General features: G+C 71.9%; 9 protein-coding genes. 1 reads left to right on the top strand and 8 read right to left on the bottom strand.

Annotation, left to right across the window (positions count from 1 at the left end):
* The 4 genes from KLK06_RS33325 to KLK06_RS33310 all read right to left on the bottom strand — a co-directional run.
* Window positions 1-11,167, bottom strand: an 11,167-nt coding sequence (locus KLK06_RS33325) for a type I polyketide synthase (RefSeq protein WP_214639548.1), incomplete at its 3' end; no start/stop codon positions are given.
* Between the two features lie 12 nt (window positions 11,168-11,179).
* Entirely contained in the window at window positions 11,180-12,397 is a 1,218-nt protein-coding gene (locus KLK06_RS33320; protein WP_214638895.1) for a type III PLP-dependent enzyme, read from the bottom strand.
* On the bottom strand, window positions 12,394-13,902 hold the full coding sequence (locus KLK06_RS33315) for an AMP-binding protein (protein WP_250906175.1): 1,509 nt from the start codon (window positions 13,900-13,902) through the stop codon (window positions 12,394-12,396). Before KLK06_RS33315 ends, KLK06_RS33320 begins: the two co-directional genes overlap by 4 nt.
* 99 nt (window positions 13,903-14,001) lie before the next feature.
* On the bottom strand, window positions 14,002-15,552 hold the full coding sequence (locus KLK06_RS33310) for an AMP-binding protein (protein WP_214639547.1): 1,551 nt from the start codon (window positions 15,550-15,552) through the stop codon (window positions 14,002-14,004).
* Between the two features lie 92 nt (window positions 15,553-15,644).
* Between KLK06_RS33310 and KLK06_RS33305 the strand changes: the two genes are divergently transcribed.
* Window positions 15,645-15,887, top strand: coding sequence for a phosphopantetheine-binding protein (locus KLK06_RS33305; RefSeq protein ID WP_214638897.1), 243 nt, complete (start codon window positions 15,645-15,647; stop codon window positions 15,885-15,887).
* A gap of 34 nt (window positions 15,888-15,921) precedes the next feature.
* On the opposite strand, the gene KLK06_RS33300 is transcribed toward KLK06_RS33305, so the two are convergent.
* Genes KLK06_RS33300 through KLK06_RS33285 form a run of 4 tightly spaced genes read right to left on the bottom strand, consistent with a single transcriptional unit; the run spans window position 15,922 to window position 19,496 of the window.
* Entirely contained in the window at window positions 15,922-16,851 is a 930-nt protein-coding gene (locus KLK06_RS33300) for an ACP S-malonyltransferase (protein WP_214638898.1), read from the bottom strand.
* A gap of 10 nt (window positions 16,852-16,861) precedes the next feature.
* Window positions 16,862-17,767, bottom strand: coding sequence for a proline iminopeptidase-family hydrolase (locus tag KLK06_RS33295; RefSeq protein WP_308168503.1), 906 nt, complete (start codon window positions 17,765-17,767; stop codon window positions 16,862-16,864).
* Entirely contained in the window at window positions 17,764-18,879 is a 1,116-nt protein-coding gene (locus tag KLK06_RS33290; RefSeq protein WP_214638899.1) for a DegT/DnrJ/EryC1/StrS aminotransferase family protein, read from the bottom strand. Before KLK06_RS33290 ends, KLK06_RS33295 begins: the two co-directional genes overlap by 4 nt.
* A 5-nt stretch (window positions 18,880-18,884) precedes the next feature.
* On the bottom strand, window positions 18,885-19,496 hold the full coding sequence (locus KLK06_RS33285) for a dTDP-4-dehydrorhamnose 3,5-epimerase family protein (RefSeq protein WP_250906176.1): 612 nt from the start codon (window positions 19,494-19,496) through the stop codon (window positions 18,885-18,887).
* Window positions 19,497-19,778: the final 282 nt, after the last annotated feature.

The following is a 19,778-nucleotide window of genomic DNA, read 5'->3' as shown; positions in this document are numbered from 1 at the left end:
AGGAGGCCACATGCTCCGCATCCAGCGGCAATGCTCCCCACTTGCCCACACTCGCCGTGCCGAACACCTCCGCACCCAGCCAGCGAGCGAGCTGCACCGCCGCCATCCCCACCCCACCGGCAGCCGCGTGAATCAGCACCCGATCCCCCGACCGCACTCCGCCCAGATCGACCAGGCCGTAGTAGGCGGTCGCGAACACGGCCGGCATCGCGGCCGCGGTCACGAAGGACCAGCCGGCCGGCATGTGCGCGATCATCCGGTGGTCGGTCGTCGTGTAGGGCCCGAAACTCTCCTCGAACAGCCCGAGCACCCTGTCGCCCGGGGCGAACGCGGTGACGCCGGAGCCGACCTCGACGATCACGCCGGCGCCCTCGGTCCCGAGGGACGCCGCACCGGGGTACATGCCGAGGGCCATCAGGACATCGCGGAAGTTCAGTCCACCAGCCCGCACCGACACCCGTACCTCGAACTCGCCCAGGGGCCGTCGGGCCGCGTCGCAGACTGCCGCTTCCAGGGCGTCGATCGTGCCCGGCTCGGTGATCTCCAGACGCCAGGACTCCGCACCGGCCGGCGGCTTCAGCAGGCCGTCGTCGTCGGTCCTGGTCAGCCGCGGCGCGCGGGCCTCGCCCTCGCGCAGGGCCAGCTCAGGTTCCTGACCGGCCAGTACGGTAGGCAACGCCCGGTAGGAGGCCTCCGTGCCGTCCACGTCGATGAGCAGGAACCGGCCGGGGTTCTCGGCCTGCGCGGCGCGTACCAGACCCCAGACGGGCGCGTGGACGAGATCGGGGGCGTCGTCATCGGCGGTGGCGCGCACCGAGCCACCGGTCACCAACGCCAGCCTGGCGCCGGCGAAACGGTCGTCGGCCAGCCAGTCCTGCAGCAGGGCGAGCGTTCGGCCGGTCACGTCGCGGGCGGCCGCCGAAGGGTCGGCCGACGCGGACGCGAACCCGGCGGAGACCAGCACCACCGTCGGCGTGACGCTCAGCGCGGCCAGCCCCACGGCGGTGCGCACGGGGAGTCCCGCGGAACGCAGGGCCCCGGGCAGCTCGTCATCCTCGGTGCCGAGCACCGCCCAGTCGTCCCAGGGCGCGCCGGTGGTCACCGGTGTCCACGTCACCTGGTACGGCGAGGCGCCGGTCCCGTTCCGGCCGGCGCGGAGCCCGGCGCCGGAGACCGGCCGCATGGCCAGCGAGCCCACCGTGGCCAGCGGCGCGCCTGTGGCGTCCGCCACGGTCAGCAGGGGTGCGCCGGAGCCGTCGGCGGATACCCGTACGCGGGCGGCAGCGGCGCCGGTCGCGTACAGGCTGACCTCGCTCCAGGTGAAGGGCAGCTCGACCTGCTGGTCCTCGCTCGGCTCGGCCAGCCCGATGGCGTGCAGCACGGCGTCGAACAGCGCCGGATGCAGACCGAAGCGGCCGGCGTCCGCGGCCACGGCGTCGGGCAGCTCGACGTCGGCGAACACCTCGCCGTCGCGCTGCCAGGCCGCGCGCAGCCCCCGGAAGGCGGGTCCGTACGCCACGCCTTCGCCGGCCAGCCGCTCGTAGAGTCCGCCGACGTCGATGGGCTCGGCGCCGGGTGGCGGCCATTCGGCCAGGTCGAAGGCGGGCCGTTGCGCTCCGACTGCGAGAGTCCCGGTCGCGTGCCGGATCCAGGGCCGCTCGCCCGCGGCGGCCCGCGAGTACACGGTCAGCGTATGGCGGCCCGAGTCGTCCGCGCCGGAGACGATCACTTCGATCGTGACGGCGTCCCGCTCCCCCAGCACGAGGGGGGTCTCCAGGGTCAGCTCTTCTACGAGGTCGCACCCTGCCTGGTGGCCGGCCGCGACGGCGAGCTCGACGAAGGCCGTGCCCGGCACCAGTACGGTGTCGAGGATCCGATGATCGGCCAGCCAGGGGTGGGTGCCGAGCGAGAGCCTGCCGGTGAACAGCGATCCACCGGTGTCGGGCAGTTCGACGGCGGCGCCCAGCAGAGGATGATCCGCGGCCTCCAGCCCGAGGGAGGCGGGATCACCGCCGTGGTGGGAGGACCGCAGCCAGTAATGGCGACGCTGGAAGGCGTAGGTGGGAAGGTCCACCGCCCGCCCGGCGCCGTCGAAGAACGCCTCCCAATTCACTTCCGTCCCGCGCGCGTACGCCCGGCCGAGGGCGGTCACCAGTTGCCCGGCCTCGTCCCGATCGCGCCGCAGCACCGGCAGCGCCACCGGCACGGGCCCCTGCTCCTGCACCAGCCCCGACAGCACGCCGTCGGGACCCAGCTCCAGAAGGGTCCGCACGCCCCGTTCGCGCAGGAAGGCGACGCTGTCGGCGAACCGCACCGGCTCTCGCAAATGCCGCACCCAGTACTCGGCCGAGAACTCCCGTACCGGCTCGCCGGTCAGGTTCGACACCACCGGGATCTCCGGGACGCCGTACTCCAGCCCGCCGGCCACCTCACCGAAGGCGCCGAGGATCGGCTCCATGCGATGGGAGTGGAACCCGTCGCTGACCCGCAGCCGCCGGCACCTCACCCCGCGCCGGGCGAACTCCTCCGCCACCCGCTCCACGGCGGGCTCGTCGCCTGAGACCACGACCGAAGCCGGCCCGTTCACCGAGGCGATCGCCACCCCGGACAGGTCGGATATTTCGGACAGCAGGTCGGCCACGGTCCGTTCTCCCGCTCCGACCGCGACCATCGCCCCGCCTGCGGGCAGGCTCCCCATCAACTGGCCACGGGCCGCCACCAGCGCGCACGCGTCCTCCAGGGACAGCACCCCGGCCACGTGCGCGGCCGTCAGCTCTCCCACCGAGTGACCCAGCAGGTAGTCGGGCACCACGCCCCATGACTCCAGCAGCCGATAGAGGGCCACCTCTACCGCGAACAGCCCCGTCTGGGCGTACAGCGTCTGATCCAGGAGCTCCGGCCGCCCCCACATCACCTCGGTCAGCGGCACGTCCAAGTAGCGGTCCAAGCCCGCGGCCACCGCCTCCAGATGTCCCTTGAACGCGGGGAACGCCCTGGTCAGCTCCAGGCCCATCTCCGTCCGCTGACTTCCCTGACCGGTGAACATGAACCCCAGCCCGCCCCGGGAGCCCTCCCCGAGTCCTTCCGGACCGGTCACGACGTCGACCGGCTCAGCCCCCGCGGCCACCCGCGCCAGGCCCGCCACCAGTTGCTCCCGGTCGGCCGCGACCACGACGGCGCGATGGCTCAGCAGTGAACGCGTTCGCACCAGCGAATGACCCACCTCGGCCGGCCCGGCCGCCGCGGATCCCACGACGAAGTCCCGCAGCCGCTCCGCCTGCGCCCGGACGCCGTCCTCACCGCGACCGGAGACCACCACGGGCACCGGCACGTCAGCGGGAGCCGGCGCGTCATCCGGAACCGGGTCCTCGGCGGGAACGCCCTCGATCACCACATGCGCGTTGGTCCCGCTGATCCCGAACGACGACACTCCCGCCCGGCGCGGACGGTCGCCGCCGGGCCAGGGGGTCGGCTCGGTCACCAGCGACACCGCGCCGGCCGACCAGTCCACGTGCGAGGACGGGGAGTCGACGTGCAGCGTCTTCGGCAGGACGCCGTGCCGCATCGCCATGACCATCTTGATCACACCGGCGACACCCGCCGCGCACTGGGTGTGGCCGATGTTGGATTTGACCGTGCCCAGCCACAGCGGCCGATCCTCCGGACGATCCTGTCCGTAGGTGGCCAGCAGCGCCTGCGCCTCGATCGGGTCCCCGAGCGTCGTGCCCGTGCCGTGGCCCTCGACCGCGTCGATGTCGGCCAGGCCGAGACCGGCGTTGGCCACCGCCTGGCGGATCACCCGCTGCTGGGAGGGGCCGTTGGGCGCGGTCAGCCCGTTGCTCGCACCGTCCTGATTGACCGCACTGCCCCGCACCACCGCCAGCACCTGATGGCCAAGGCGCCGCGCGTCCGACAACCGCTCCAGCAGCACCAGGCCCACGCCCTCGGCGAACGCCGTACCATCCGCCGCTTCGGCGAAAGCCTTACACCGCCCATCCCGCGCCAGCCCCCGCTGCCTGCTGAACTCCACGAAGATCTCGGGCGTGGACAGCACGGTCACACCGCCGGCCAGCGCCAGCGTGCTTTCGCCGCGGCGCAGCGACTCGCAGGCCAGATGCATGGCGACCAGGGACGACGAGCACGCCGTGTCCAAGGTCATGGCGGGCCCCTCCAGGCCGAGCGCGTAGGCGACGCGGCCGGACATCACCGAGCTGGAATTGCCGGTGATCAGGTATCCCTCCACCTCCTCGGGCAGCGGCGCGGGCCCGGTGGCGTAGCCGGTGGCGGAAGCGCCGACGAACACACCTGTCGGACTGCCCCTGAGGTCGCCGGGGTCGATGCCCGCGCGTTCGAGGGCCTCCCAGGAGGCTTCGAGCAGCAGCCGCTGCTGCGGGTCCGTGGCCAGGGCCTCGCGGGGCGAGATCCCGAAGAAGGCCGCGTCGAACTCTCCGGCCTCGTACACGAACCCGCCCACCCGCGCATAACTGCTGCCGGCGCTCTCGGTGTCGGGGTCGTAGAGCCGCTCCAGGTCCCAGCCCCGGTCGGCGGGGAACTCCGCCATCGCGTCCCGGCCCTCGACCAGCATGCGCCACAGGGCCTCCGGCGAGTCGACGCCACCGGGATAGCGGCAGCTCATCCCGACGATGGCGATCGGATCGTCGTCGAGCGGCGCGGCGGGCGCGGCGACCGGCGCGGCCGGCGACTCGGCGCCGAGCAGCTTGCCCTTGATGTGCTGGGCGAGTACGGCGGGCGTCGGATAGTCGAAGACCAGCGTGGCCGACAGCCGCAACCCGGTGGCGGCGTTGAGCCGGTTGCGCAGCTCGATGGCGGTCAACGAGTCGAAGCCCAGCTCCTTGAACGCCCGGCCGGCGTCCACCGAGGCGGCGTCGGCGTGGCCGAGCACGGTGGCGGCCTGCGCGCGGATCAGGGAGACGAGCACCTGGTCGCGTTCGGTCTCGGGCAGCCCGGCCAGTTGCCGCTCCAGAGCGGAGACGGCACCGGCGGGTACGGCGCTCGCGGCGACGTTCCGCTGCGCGGGCATGTGGACCAGGCCGCGGAGCAACGGATGCACCGAGGCGGACTCGCGGCGCATCGCGGCGAGGTCGAGGCGGATCGGCGCCAGCAGGGCCTCGTCCACCGTCAGGGCGGCGTCGAAGAGCGCCAACCCCTCCTCGGACGAGAGGCCACGGGCGCCCGACCGCTCCATCCGCGCTATGTCGGCCTCGCGCAGGTGGGCGCTCATGTTGCTGCGTTGTTCCCAGAAGCCCCAGGCCAGCGACACCGCGGCGAGGCCGTGCGCGCGCCGGTGCGCCGCCAGGGCGTCCAGGAACACGTTCGCCGCCGCGTAGTTGCTCTGCCCGGCGTCGCCCAGGACACCGGCCGCGGAGGAGAACAGCACGAACGCCGACACATCCAGCTCCCGCGTCAGCTCGTGCAGGTTCCACGCCCCGGCGACCTTCGGCCGCAGCACGGCGTCCACGCGCTCCGGCGTCAGCGAGTCCAGTACCCCGTCGTCGAGCGCTCCGGCGGCATGTACCACCCCGCGCAGCGGCGCCTGTGCCGAGACCTCTGCCAGCACCTTGGCCAGCGCGTCCCGGTCCGCCACGTCGCAGGCCGCGACGCGTACCCGCGCGCCCAGTCCGGACAGCTCCTGCAGCAGTTCCGCCGCACCCGTGGCCGACATCCCCGACCGGCTCACCAGCAGCAGGTCCCGCACCCCGTGCACCGTCACCAGATGGCGCGCCACCAGCGCGCCCAGGCCGCCCGTGCCGCCGGTGACGAGCACCGTCCCGCCGCCGCCGCCGAACGTGGGCGGCATCGACAGCACGATCTTCCCGGTATGCCGGGCGAGCGACATGAACCGCAGCGCCTCCCCGGCCCGCCGCACATCCCAGACCCGGACGGGCGGCAGCTCCAGCACACCCCTCTCGAACAGCGCCAGCACCTCGGCGAGCTGGTCGCGCAGGCGGTCGGGGCCGGCCTCCATCAGGGAGTACGGGAGGTACCGCACGCCCGGGTGGGCATCGGCGACCTGGCCGGCCTCGCGGACGTCGGTCTTGCCGATCTCCAGGAACCGGCCGCCCTCGGACAGCAGTCCCAGTGAGGCGTCCAAGAACTCGCCGGCCAGCGAGTTGAGCACCACATCCACCCGGCCGAACTTCTCCGCGAACTCCAGCGTCCGCGACGAGGCCACATGGTCTTCGTCCAGCGCGAGCGCTCCCCACTTGCCTTCGCTCGCCGTGCCGAAGACCTCCGCGCCGAGCCAGCGAGCGAGTTGCACCGCTGCCATCCCGACCCCACCGGCGGCCGCGTGGATCAGCACCCGGTCGCCCGACCGGACCCCGGCCAGATCGACCAGGCCGTAGTAGGCGGTCAGGAACGCCACCGGTACCGATGCCGCCTCGGCGAACGACCACCCGGCGGGCATACGAGCCAGCAACCGCCGATCCGTCACCCCCACCGGACCGAACGCGCCATCCAGCAACCCCAGCACCCGATCACCGGGCACCAGATCGGCAACCCCGGCTCCCACCTCCAGCACCACACCCGCGATCTCGCCGCCGATGGGCTCGTCGTGTTCGGGCACCATGCCGAGGGTGACGACCAGGTCCCGGAAGTTGAGACCGGCCGCGCGTACCGACACCCGCACCTCGTCCGGCCCGAGCGGGCGGGCCGCCTCCGGGCACGGGACCAGTGACAGGCCGTCCAGGCTGCCCTTGATCGCCGCGTCCAGGCGCCATTCCGGGGCGCCCGCGGGGGGTGTCAGCGTGTCGTTGGTGGCCGCGCGGGCCAGCCTGGGCACCAGCAGCTCGCCGGCGCGCAGGGCGAGCTGCGGCTCGGTGAGCGCCGCGAGCACGGCGGGCACCGGTACGTCGGAGTGGTCGAGGTCCAGCAGGACGAAGCGGCCGGGGTGCTCCGACTGCGCGGACCGCAACAGGCCCCACACCGGCGCGTTCGCCAGATCCCGCACCTCCGCGTCGGTCCCCGCCGCCACCGCGCCGCAGGTCACCACGACAAGCCGCACCGAGGCCAGCCGCTCGTCAGCCAGCCAAGCCTGTACGAGCCCCAGCGCCCGGTGCGTCGCCGCCCGCGCACCGTCCGGAACGTCGCCGCCCACCTGTTCCATGAAGCCGTCCGACCCGAAGGTTACGAAAACCGTGTCGGGCAGCCGATCCGATGTGGTCAGCGCCGTCAGGTCGGCGAACTCGGCGCTCGCGATGCCGGCCCGGCGCAAGCCGTGCGGGTCCGGCCCGAGTACCGCAGCACCCCCGGCCGCTGTCGCCGACGGCAGCGCGGGCGCCGCGGTCCATGCGACGCGGAACAGCGAGTCGCCATGGGCGACCGAAGCGGCGGAGAGTTGCTGTGCCGAGGCCGGGCGCGAGATCAGCGAGCGCACGGTGGCGACGGGCACGCCCGAGGTGTCGGCCAGCCACAGCGACAGGGTGTCGGGCCCCGCCGGAGACAGCCGGACTCGGACGGCCGAGGCGCCGGTGGCCCGGAGGGACACGCCGGTCCAGGCGAAGGGCAGGCTCAGGCGCTCATCGGCGGTGTCCAGCAGCGACCCCGCGTGCAGCGCCGCGTCGAGCAGCGCCGGGTGCAGCCCGAACAGCTCGGCCTCACGCCGCGCCTGCTCGGGCAGCGTGACCTCGGCGAAGACCTCGTCACCCCGCCGCCAAGCCGCCTTCAGCCCCTGGAACAACGGACCGTAGCCGTAGCCGGCCGAGGCGAGCCGTTCGTACAGGCCGTCGAGGTCCGCGGGGGTGGCTCCGTCCGGCGGCCACTGGGCCAGGTCGAAGACCTCGGGCGCGTCGTCGACGGCCACGTACCCGCTCGCGTGGCGGGTCCACGGCGCGTCGGCCGGAGCGTCCTCCGACCGCGAGTGCACGCCGATCCGGCGGCGCCCCGCGTCCTCTGGCGCTCCGACGGACACCTGCAACCACACGCCGCCGCGCTCGGGGACGACGAGCGGCGCCTCCAGCGTCAGCTCCTCCAGCAGGCCGCAGCCGACCTGGTCGCCCGCCCGGATGGCGAGCTCGACGAAGGCGGTGCCGGGCAGCAGCAACGTGCCGGCGGCGGCGTGGTCGGCCAGCCAGGGGTGGAGCTGGAGCGAGAGCCGTCCGGTGAGGAGCGCCCCGCCGGATTCGGCGAGCGTCACGGCCGCGCCCAGCAGCGGATGGCCGGGGGCGGTCAGTCCCGCCGAGGCGACGTCCCCGGCCGAGGTCCGGTTCTCCAGCCAGTAGTGCCTGCGCTGGAAGGCGTACGTCGGCAGATCGACCTGCTTCGCGCCGGTGAGCAGGCTGTCCCAGTCGACGGACACACCGCGTACGTGCGCCTGCGCGACCGAGGCCAGCACGCGCCGCAGATCGCCTTCGCCACGGCGCAGCGTGCCGGAGGCGAACGCGTCGGCCCCGGCCTCTTCGATCGTGTCCTGCACGCTCATCACGAGCACCGGATGCGCGCTCATCTCCAGGAACGCGTCGTGTCCCCGCGCGAGCAGCCCCTCTATCACGGCCTGGAACTCGATCGGCTGACGGGCGTTGTGGAACCAGTAGTCGGCGGTCAGCTCCTCGGTGTCCAGCACACCACCGGTGACGGTGGAGTAGAACGGCACGTCTCCCATGGTCGGGGACACGGTTCGGAGCATCTCGGTCAGTTGCTCGCGCAGCGGGTCGACCTGATCGCAGTGGGAGGCGACGGTGGTGGGCAGCAGGCGCGCCCGCAGGCCGTCCGCCTCGCACTGGGCGACGAGTTCGGCCAGGGCGGCTTCGTCGCCCACGGCGGTGCACGACGAGGGGCCGTTCTTCGCCCCGATGGACAGCCGTCCCTCCCAGCGGGTCAACCGCTCCTCCACCGCACCGGCCGACGCGCCTATCGCGGCGATTCCGCCCCGGCCCATCAGGCGCTCGGCGAACAGGCGGCTGCGCAGCACGATCACGCGTACGGCGTCGGCCAGCGACAGACCGCCGGCCACGTAGGCGGCGGCGACCTCGCCCTGCGAGTGGCCCACGACGGCGGCCGGCCGCACGCCCAGCGACTCCCAGAGGGCGGCCAGCGACACCATCACCGCGAACAGCGCCGGCTGGACGACGTCGAGCCGTTCGAACGAAGGGGCGCCCGGCTCGCCACGCAGCACATCGAGCAGCCGCCAGTCGACATAGGACTCGATCTCCGCCGCGCACTCGTCCATGCGCCGCGCGAAGACGGGGGACGAGTCCAGAAGCTCCACGGCCATGCCCGCCCACTGCGAGCCCTGGCCGGGGAAGATGAAGACCGCGCGGCGCTCCGCGGTGGCCTCGCCCTCGATCACGTCGGCGGCGGGCTCGCCTTCGGACAGAGCGGTCAGCCCGGCGAGCAGTTCCGCCCGGTCACCGGCGACGACCACCGCGCGGTGTTCCCAGGTCGAGCGCGAGGTCACCAGCGAGTGGGCGACGTCGGCCAGGTCAAGGTCCTCGTGTTCCGCCAGATGGGCGGCCAGCCGGGCGGCCTGCCCGCGCAGCGCCTCCGGCGCCTTCCCGGACAGCACCATGGGGACGACGGCCGGGGGCAGACCGCCGTCCCCGTCCAGGGTGGCTTCTACTGGCGGCTCCTCGAGGATGAGGTGCGCGTTGGTGCCGCTCACGCCGAAGGACGAGACGCCGGCTCGCCGCGGCGTACCGTTGGCGAGCCAGGGCCGGCTCTCGGTGAGCAGTTCGACCGCGCCGAGCGACCAGTTGACGTACGGCGACGGCTCGTCCACGTGCAGGGTGCGGGGCAGCGTCTCGTGACGCATGGCCATGGCCATCTTGATCACACCGGCCACGCCGGCCGCCGCCTGGGTGTGCCCGATGTTCGACTTGATCGAGCCCAGTCTCAGCGGCCCGCGTTCGCCCCGGTCCTTTCCGTACGTGGCCATCAGCGCGTGCGCCTCGATCGGGTCCCCCAGCTTGGTGCCGGTGCCGTGCGCCTCGACCACGTCGATCTCGGCCGGTGACAGCCCCGCGTCGGCCAGCGCCCGGCGGATCACCCGTTCCTGGGAGGGACCGTTCGGGGCGGTCAGGCCGCTGCTCGCGCCGTCCTGGTTGATCGCCGAACCCCGGATGACCGCGAGCACGGGGTGGCCCCGGCGGCGCGCGTCCGACAGCCGCTCGATCGCGAGGATCCCGACGCCCTCGGAGAAGCCGGTGCCGTCGGCGGAGGCGGCGAACGCCTTGCAGCGGCCGTCCGCGGCGAGCACCCGCTGCCGGCTGAACGCGGTGTAGGTGCCGGGGGTGGACATCACGGTCACGCCGCCGGCCAGCGCGAGGTCGGTCTCGCCGTTGCGCAGCGCCTGGCAGGCCAGGTGCAGGGCGACCAGGGAGGCGGAGCAGGCGGTGTCGACGGTGAGCGTGGGCCCTTCGAGTCCGAGGGCGTAGGCGATCCGGCCGGACACCACGCTCGGGGCGTTCCCCGTCACGAGGTAGCCCTCGATCTCCTCCGGCGCCTTGTCGAGCCGGGGACCGTAGTCCTGCGGCTCGGCGCCGATGAACACGCCGGACTGGCTGCCCCGCAGCGAGCGCGGATCGATGCCCGCCCGCTCGAACGCCTCCCAGGAAGCCTCGAGCACCAGGCGCTGCTGGGGGTCCATGGCGACGGCCTCACGCGGGTTGATGCCGAAGAAGTCGGCGTCGAACTCACCGGCGTCGTGCAGGAAGTGCCCCGACCGGACATAGGTGGAGTTGGGCGCGTCCGGATCGTCGTCGAACAGCCGGTCAAGGTCCCAGCCCCGGTCCACGGGGAACCCGGTGAGGGTCTCCCCGCTCTCGGCGACGAGCCGCCACAGCTCCTCCGGGGAGGTGATTCCGCCCGGATAGCGGCAGCCGATGCCGATGACGGCGATCGGCTCATCCCGGCCGACGGCCGGGTGGACCTCTACGGCCGCCGCGTCGCCCAGCCCGAGCACCTCGGTGAACAGGTAGTCGACCACCGCGTCGGGGGTGGGATGGTCGAAGGCGATGGTGATCGGCAGTTCGGCGCCGACCGCCTGGGCCAGACGGTCGTGCAGCTCGACGGCGGCCAGCGAGTCGAGTCCCAGTTCCCTGAAGCCGCGCTGGGGGTCCACCGCGTCGGGGGCATCGGGGAACACGGTCCGCAGGACCTCGACCGTCAGGTCGTTGACCAGGTCTGCGAGGAAGCGACGCTGCTCGCTCAAGACACACTCCGCTCACTCGTACTTGCGGTTGAATTCGATCCGGGAGACGGACACCACCTGGTGACCGCGTGCGACGACCTCGATGGGCGCGGGGTGGCCCAGGAACATCACCAGGCTCGCGGTCATCCCGTAGGCCCCCGCGTTGGGAATGGACACGACGTCGCCGGGTTCGAGCGGCGGCAGGGACACGTTCCTGGCGAGGATGTCGCCGGGGGTGCAGAGCGGGCCGACCAGGGTCGCGGGCTGCCGCTCGCCGTCGAAGGCGGCGTCGTCGAGCTCCACCGAGACCGGCAGCAGCCTGCCCAGGCCCGACATGCCGCCGAGCGTGTTGATGCCGGCGTCCAGGATGACGAATCTGCGGCCGCGGCTCTCCTTGACGTTGACCACCGTGCAGACCAGCCGGCCGCAGTCGCCGGCCAGGTAGCGGCCGGACTCGCAGGCGATCTCGGGCGTGCCCGCCCGCCAGCCGGGGAAGCGCGCGTCCAGGACGGTCTCCAGCCCGGCGCGGAGCCCGCCGTACACGGGCCGCTCTCCCGAGGCGAGGTACGGGGCGGCGAATCCGCCGCCGATGTCCAGCAACCGGATCGGCAGGCCCGTGTCCCGCTTCAGGCGGGCGGCCACCGAGATGGTGTGCGCGAACTCGGCGACGAGGCTCTCCTCGTCCTTGGAGTTGCTCAGCGAGAACAGGTGCGCTCCGGCCAGCCGCGTGCCGGGCACCGCCCGGAGCTGCGGCATCAGGCCGGGGAGCGTCTCGTCGTCGAAGCCGAACTGGGAGGGCGCGCCGGTCATCCGGATGCTGGTGGCGGCGCCGGGCTCGGCGCTGTTGACGCGTAGCAGGCAGTCCACGATCACGCCGCGCTTGGTCGCGACCTCGCCGACGTGCCACAGGTCGGTGAGTGACTCGACGGAGAACATGCGGACGCCGCCGTCGACGGCGACCGCCAGCTCTTCGGTGGTCTTGCCCGGTCCGGTGTGGAGCACCTCGGAGCCGTCGAAGCCGGCGGCGAACGCCGCGTTCAGCTCACCGGTCGAGCTGATCTCGGCGAGCGCTCCGCCGTCGCGCAGCGCTCGCGCGATCTCCGGATGCGGGTTGGCCTTGAAGGAGTAGAACAGCGAGAACCCGTCGGGCAGGGCGCGGCGCAGGTCCGCCTGCGCGGCGGTGACGCGGTCCAGGTCGTAGACGTACAGCGGGGAGCCGTAGCGGGCGACGAGCTCGGTGTACCAGTTCACGCGTCGCCTCCAATGAGCAGCATGGCCATCTGTTTCCGCTCGTTCTTGCCGTTGAGCGTCAGCGGGAAGCGCGGCAGGACGCGGCAGGCGGCGGGCACCTTCGCGGGTTCGAGCCGCTGCTTCAGCGCGTGCAGCACGGAATTGGGCGTCAGGTCGGCCTCGACGAACACGACGAGGTCGTGTCCTTCGGCCGGGGGCAGCACGACGGCCGCGCGTACACCCGGGATGTCCATGGCGGCCGCCTCGATCTCGACCGTGCTCATCCGGGTGCCCTTGCGTTTGAACATGTCGTCTCGGCGGCCTTCGAAGTACAGGTAGCCGTCCTGGTCGAGCCGGCCGTAGTCGCCGGTGTGCAGGCGGATCTCACCGGTGGCCTTGTCGGGGCGGTAGGCGCGCGCGCTGAGCTCGGGGTCGCGCCAGTAGCCGGCCATCACGTGGGGACCGGCCACCACGATCTCCCCGGTCTCCCCGGCCGGCAGTGACCGGCCCTCGGGGTCCGCGATCACCACCCGGGTGCCGGGAAGCGGACGGCCGACCGCGCCGGGGCGTTCCTGGTCCAGCTCCGGTTCCATGATCGTGACGCGCTTGCATTCGGTGATGCCGTACATGCGCACCACCTGAGCCCCGGGGAAGCAGGAGCGGAGGCTTCGGATGGTCGCCTCCGGCAGCGCGGCCCCGGTGTTGGTGAACATCCGTACCTTCGGCGTGGCCTGGCTGGCCCGCCGGGCCAGAGTCGCGATCATGCCGCCCAGTGAGGGGACGACGGGCACGACGGTCGCGCCGGACTCGCGGAGCTGACCGAGCAGGGTCAGGTCGGCTCCTTCCTCGGCCAGGACCAGCTCGGCGCCGCCGAGCGTGGCGAGGAAGATCTGATAGAGGCCGTAGTCGAAGGACATGGGCAGCCGGCAGAAGACCACGTCGTCCTGGCCGTATCCGAGCACCGCGTTGATGGCCGAGGCGGCGAAGGTGACCTGCGCGTGCGGGCACATCACGCCCTTGGGGGCGGCGGTGCTGCCCGAGGTGTAGATGAGGATGGCGACGTCCGAGGGCAGGATCTTGCCCGGCTCGTACGCGTCCGGCCACCCCGCCATCTCCTCGACCTCGGTCCAGAAGTCGCCGAGGTCGTACACCGGCACCGTGGCGAGGTCGTGCATGGTCTCGCCGCCACCGATGATCAGCTTGGGCTCCGCGTCTTCCAGCACGGAGCGGAGATGGAAGGCCTTCATGTCGGGGTGCAGCGGCACGAAGACGGCGCCGAGCCGGGAGAGGCCGTAGACGATGGGTACCGTCTCGCGCCGGTTGGGCAGCTGAACGATGACCCGATCGCCCGGGCCGACGCCGTTGGCCGCCAGCCAGCCGACGACGGCGCGGCTGAGCTCGTCGACCCGCCGGTAGCTCCACGCACCGTGCGCGTCGCGGACCGCGAGCCCTTCCGGTCTCGCGTTGGTGGCCTCGTCGAGCAGCTCGTGGATGAGGCCTGATCGAAGGAACCGCGTCCCGTCCAATATCGTCCTCCCGCCTATGTGGGAAAGGAATATCAGCGAATATCGAATCACTGAAAAGTTATCTCGAATCCCTATTTCAAATAGACCCCTACCGCCCCCCTAAAGCGCCCCTCCCCCTTCCTGGGCGCGCCCGCGTTTCTGTACCAGACCCGCGGCGAGCGCGCGCAGACCGGCCCGGTCGACTTTTCTGTTGGGATTCAGCGGCAGCTCGTCCAGATGGCGATAGTGCCGTGGCACGATTCCGGCCGGCAGCGTCTCGATGAGCCGGGTGGTGAAATCGGTGGGCGCCAGCGGATTCCCGGTGTAGAACACGACGGGTACGGCGGTGCCGTCGTTCTCGGCGCTCACCGTCACCGCGTCCACCACGCCGGCCACGCCGCGCACGGCGTGATCGATCTCGGCCAGTTCCACCCGCCAGCCGTGCACCTGCACCTGGGCGTCGGCGCGGCCGAGATAGACGAGCTCGCCATTGTCCGCGACCCGGACGCGGTCGCCGGTGTTGTACCAGGTACGGCCGTCCCCTTCGATGAACCGGCCCTTGTCGTCTTCCGGATCGAGGTATCCCGGTGTCAGCTGCGGCCCGGTGATCCACAGCTCGCCCTCGTCGCGGACGGGCCGGCCAGCGTCGTCGACCAGGAGGTGGCCGTGGCCGGGATGCACCCTGCCGATCGGGGACAGGCCGTTGACGCAGCGGCCCGGTGAGGTCTCCGGGGACCAGCGGTGACCGGTGATCGTGATCGTCAGCTCGGTCGGGCCGTAGAGGTTCTCCATGACGGAGTCGCTCGCCGCGCGCTGCCAGTCGACGGCGTCCGCGCACTTCAGCGCCTCTCCGGCGAAGAAGCTCCAGCGCAGGGTCGGCAGCGCCCCCGGCGCCAGCCCACCGGTCCTGCGGACCAGCGGGATCGCGCTGGGGGTGGAGAACCACACGGTGATCCCCTGCTCGGCCAGGAACTCCGGCAGGTGTCCGTACGCATGCGACGGCACCCCCACTGCGGTCGCCCCGGCGGCCCAGGCGCAGAACAGGTCGAACATCGCGCAGTCGAAGGTCAGGTCGAAGGTCTGCGAGAACACGTCATCGGGGGTGAAGTCGTAGCGTCCGGCCAGCAGCCGGAAGTAGTGCGCGGTGTTGCCGTGCGTGATGGGCACCCCCTTGGGCCGGCCCGTCGACCCCGAGGTGAACAGCACGTAGGCGACGTCGGCGGCGTCGACCGGCCGCGGCGCGGCGAGGGCCCGCCCGCCACCGAGCGTGTCGGGCGAAAGGACCGGCACGTCCACTCCCTGGGCGCGGAGGTCCTCCGCCCGCTTCTGGCCGCGATCATCGACGATCAGCGCCGACACCCCGGCGGCCTCGATCATCTGGCGTGTCCGGGACGCCGGGAAGTCCGGCTGGAGCGGCACGACCGCCGCTCCCGCGTAGAGGCCGGCCAGGATGCCGGCGTACGCCGTGCCCCCCTTGTCCGCGAGGACCCCCACGGCGCCGGGCCGGCCCGGCGCCGACCGCAGCAGGAAGCCCGCCCAGCGCAGGGCCGCCCGGTGGAGCTCCGCGTAGGTCGCCGTGTCCGGGCCGACCCGGAAGGCGGGCCGGTCGGGGGCCATGGCCAGGCCGCGCAGGAATTGCGCATAGAGGGGTCGCGGATAATCTGCATTCATCTGATCCACCATTATGGACATTCACATTGTTGCCGGATAACGTCAGCGCCGTAGGCTTTTTCTCGGTAAACTGAGAAAGGAAATCAACTGTCATGTGGGATGCACGCTTCGAAGAACTCCTGCGGCCGCATCTGCCGTTTCTGCCCGCCACCGAGAAGCTCCTCGAAAATGCGGATCTGCCGGGCCTCGGCCTCGATTCGCTGGGCATCGTCGAACTCCTGGCCACCCTTGAGGAGGCGTACGGGGTGCGATTCAAGGACGACGCGCTGACGAAGGAGACGTTCGAGACTCCTGGCACGCTCTGGACGGTCCTTTCGGGGATCTCCGCGGCCTGACCGGCCGGCGCCTGACGAGGCCCGGCGGGCCTCGTCAGGCCGAGGGCACCGACGGCCGCGGCGGCACCGCCATCCTCGGGTTCACCGGGACCACGGTGAAGTTCCGCGTGGTGATCGGCACCCGGCCGAACATGGCGTCCTGGCCGCTGACGCAGAGCTTCGTGACACCGAGCCGCCGCAGCGTGGCCACCACCTCGGGCCAGCGCAGCGGCCGGACGAAGCCGTCGAGCACCATGGCTCGCACCCCCGCCGCGCCGGTCAGCAGCGTCCCGTCGTGATCGTCGACGACCGGCAGCCGCGGGTCGGTGAAGCGCAGCTCACCGAACACCTCCTCCTCGGCCCTCCTGCGCAGCGGCCCGAAGGCGGCCGAGTGCATGGGCGGCCGCATCGTGTACAGCGGCAGCCCGCCGATCGCCCGGACCCGCCCTTCCAGCCACTCCACCTGCCGCTCCCGCAGCGAGACCATGAAGAAGTCGTGATCTATGTAGCAGGAGACGTCGTGCCATTCGCCCCGCTCGCGCAGCTCCGCCAGCAGGTCCGCCAGCCGGGCCTCGGGCACGCGGACGAAGGAGCAGGTGACGATGTCCCGGTGCTCGTGCGCGAAGTAGTCGTCCGCGCAGCGCGCCAGACCCGCGGTCATGCGCACGGCGTCGGAGAACGACAGCGCGCCCGAGTAGGCGGCGGCCGCCTTGCCGCCGAAGCTCGGGCCCGCGACCAGGTGCGGGTTGACGTCCAGCGTCTGCTCGGCCCACTCCGCCAGGGCCAGGCAGTTCACCAGGAACGCCACCTGTGCCGCCTCGGAGTAGTCGGCGCCGGAATCGCGGAAGCGGTCGGCCAGCGAGTAGCCGAGCACATCGTCGGCGAGCGCGACCAGGCGCCGCGCGGCGGGGTTACCGAGCATGAACGAGGCGACATCGGAGAACCGGGTAGGTCCCATGCCGGGGAAGACGATCGCGGTCCGCATGTCCACTTCACTAACCCAGACCTTTCAGGAACTCGATCAGCACCTGCCTGAACCGCTCGGGCTCCTCCAGGTGCGGCGTGTGGCTGGACTCCTCGAAGACCTCCCACCGCACGTCGGGGATGAGGTCGAAGTACGGTCGCACGGTGGCGGGCGTGGCCTCGTCGTGCCGCCCGGAGATCAGCAGGGTGGGCACCTCGATGTCCGCGACGCGGTCCTCCACGCCCCAGTCACGCAGCGAGCCGATCACGTGGAACTCGCTCGGCCCGTTCATCGCGTAGTAGACCGTCGGGTCGTTGTAGATCTCCATGAACGTGGCGACGAACTCGCGCGGCCACGGGTCCAGCGTGCAGACGTGCCTGTTGTAGAAGACCATCATCGCGTCGAAGTACTCCTGCGAATCGGTCGTGCCCGCGGCTTCGTGGCGGCGCAACGTCTCGTCGACGCCGTCGGGCAGCCGGCCGCGCAGCACCCGCATCTCCCGCAGCCACAGCCGGTAGGAGGCGGGGGCGTCGGCGACCACCAGGCCGCGCAGGCCTTCCGGTCTGGCCGAGGCGTGCAGGGCGGCCAGCATGCCGCCCCACGACTGCCCGACCAGCACGTAGTCGTCGCGGAGGTCGAGCCTGAGCAGCAGGTTGTCCAGTTCGTCGAGGAACAGCTGCGGAGTCCAGAACTCGGCCCCCTTGTCGGGCAGGTGCGTGGAGCCGCCGTTGCCGAGCTGGTCGTAGTGCACGACGGGCCAGCCGTGCTGGGCGAGCGCGGCGAGGCCGACCAGGTAGTCGTGCGTGCTGCCGGGTCCGCCGTGCAGGACGACGACGGCCGGCCGGCCCGCGCCCAGCGTGCCGGTGACCCGGTACCAGGTCTTGTGCTCCCCGAACGGCACCGTGCCCTTGGTTTGGAGAGCGGCGGGCGAGGTCACCAGCCCCGCCTGATGGTGTCCGCGATGTGCGTGCGCTGCTCCTCGGTGACCCACCAGCCGACGGGAACGCACACGACGCGGGGAGCGACCCGGTCGAGGCCGGGCAGCAGGGCGGAGTACGGGCGCACGGCCGTGTGCAGGTCGTTCCGCTCGTGCACGTTGCTGGTCATGATCCCGGCCTCGTCCATGCGCTTGATGAAGCCGTCGCGGTCCTCCACCTTCATCGGATAGATCCAGAAGGAGGACCGGCGATCGGCGGCCCGCTCGGTCAGCTCCAGGCCGGGGACGCCGGCGAGCTCCCGGTCGTAGAAGGCGGCGTTGTCCCGGTGCCGGGCCAGCACGTCGTCCGCCCACGGCAGGTTGGCCAGGCCGATCGAGGCGTTGATGTCGTTCATGTGGAACTTGAAGCCCCACTCCGTGACGTCCGGGGCGTTGCGGAGCCGGTCGGCCGTCCGGTCGATGCCGAACCAGCGCAGCCGCGTGGCGCGCCGCCGGAGCTCCTCGCTCGGCAGGACGAGGGCGCCCCCGTCGCCGCAGGTCAGGTGTTTGATGGCCTGGAAGCTGAACACGCACAGATTGCCGTGGCTGCCGATGGGCGCGCCGCCGTAGGTCGCGCCCCACGCGTGCGCGCAGTCCTCGATCACCGGTGGCCGGAACCCGAATCTGGCCTCGGCCAGGTCGATGATCGCGCGGAGACGGTCGAGGTCGACCGGATAACCGGCGAAATGCACGATCATGATGGCTCGCGTCTTCGGCGAGATCTTGCGTGCGAGGTCGTCCAGATCGACGTTGAGGGTGGCCGGGTCGACGTCCACCCACTTGATGCGCAGCCGGTTGGCCAGGATCGCCCAGTTGGTGGCCTCCATGGTCAACGGCGTGGACAGCACCTCGCCGTCGTCGTCGTCATCCTGGCGGGCGACCATGTGCAGGGCGAGGTGCAGGCCCGCCGTGGCGCTGTTGACCGTGACCACCTCGTCCCGGCCGACCCGGCCGGCGAGGGCCCGTTCGAACTCCTCGACCTTGGCTCCCTGGCCGATGCTGCCGCTGCCGAGGACCTCGGCGGCCCTGGCCGGCGCCTCAGGAGACATCGCCACCCGGAACAGTGGGATCATCACCGTCACCTCGCCAACGTGAGATCGGCGAGTTCGGCGTACCGCGCCTGGCACTCGGCCAGAGTGGGCAGCAGCCCGAGCTCCCTGGCCTCCCGCAGGGACGGCGCCGCCGCGTCCTTGTCCGACTGCACCGGGCCAGGCTCCGTGGGCCAGGGCAGGCCGAGCTCCGGGTCCAGCGCGTTGATGATGACCTCCGCGCCCGGAGACCAGGTGCTCGAACACAGGTAGACGACGGTGGCGTCGTCGGTCAGCGGCGCGAACCCGTGCGCGAGCCCCTCCGCCAGATACAGGGCCCGCCGGTTCGCGGCGGTCAGCTCTACCGCGACGTGAGCGCCGTACGTCGGCGAGCCGACCCGGATGTCGAGCACGATGTCGACGATGCCCCCCTGGGCGCAGGTGACATAACGGGCCTGGCCCGGCAGCGCGATGGCGTGCATGCCGCGGATGGTCCCGCGCCGGGACACCGAGCAGTTCAGCTGGGCGACAGACAGCCGATGACCCACCGCCCGCTCGAACACCGGCTGGCTGAACACTTCGAGGAAAAGCCCCCGGTGGTCAGAGTGAACGTCCGGCGTGATCAGAAAGGCGCTCTCGACTCCAAGCTCGGCTATCTCCATGTGCTGACCTTTCAGGCATAGGAAATGGTGCCGTACGTCGAAATGACGGCACCATGATTGGCCGCTGGAGACGCGCGAATCAACCCCTACCGGCCCCCCTAGCGGCAACTATGGCGCAATATGCGATAAAGCCATTCTTTTCCGACTCACTCCCCCTGCGCAGGGTCGGCGCCTTCCGGTGGGACGACCCGGATACGGAGCGGCACGGGGCTTGACGTGCGGACGCGAGCGCCGCGACGGCGGCTCCGCCCGCCGGCGCGGCGACCGGGAACGGCACCGGGA

Origin of the sequence: Nonomuraea sp. NEAU-A123, from assembly GCF_018603905.1 — a bacterium.
Classification (GTDB): domain Bacteria; phylum Actinomycetota; class Actinomycetes; order Streptosporangiales; family Streptosporangiaceae; genus Nonomuraea.
The sequence above is the reverse complement of the archived record's forward strand: the minus strand, read 5'-3'. Positions and strand labels throughout refer to the sequence as shown.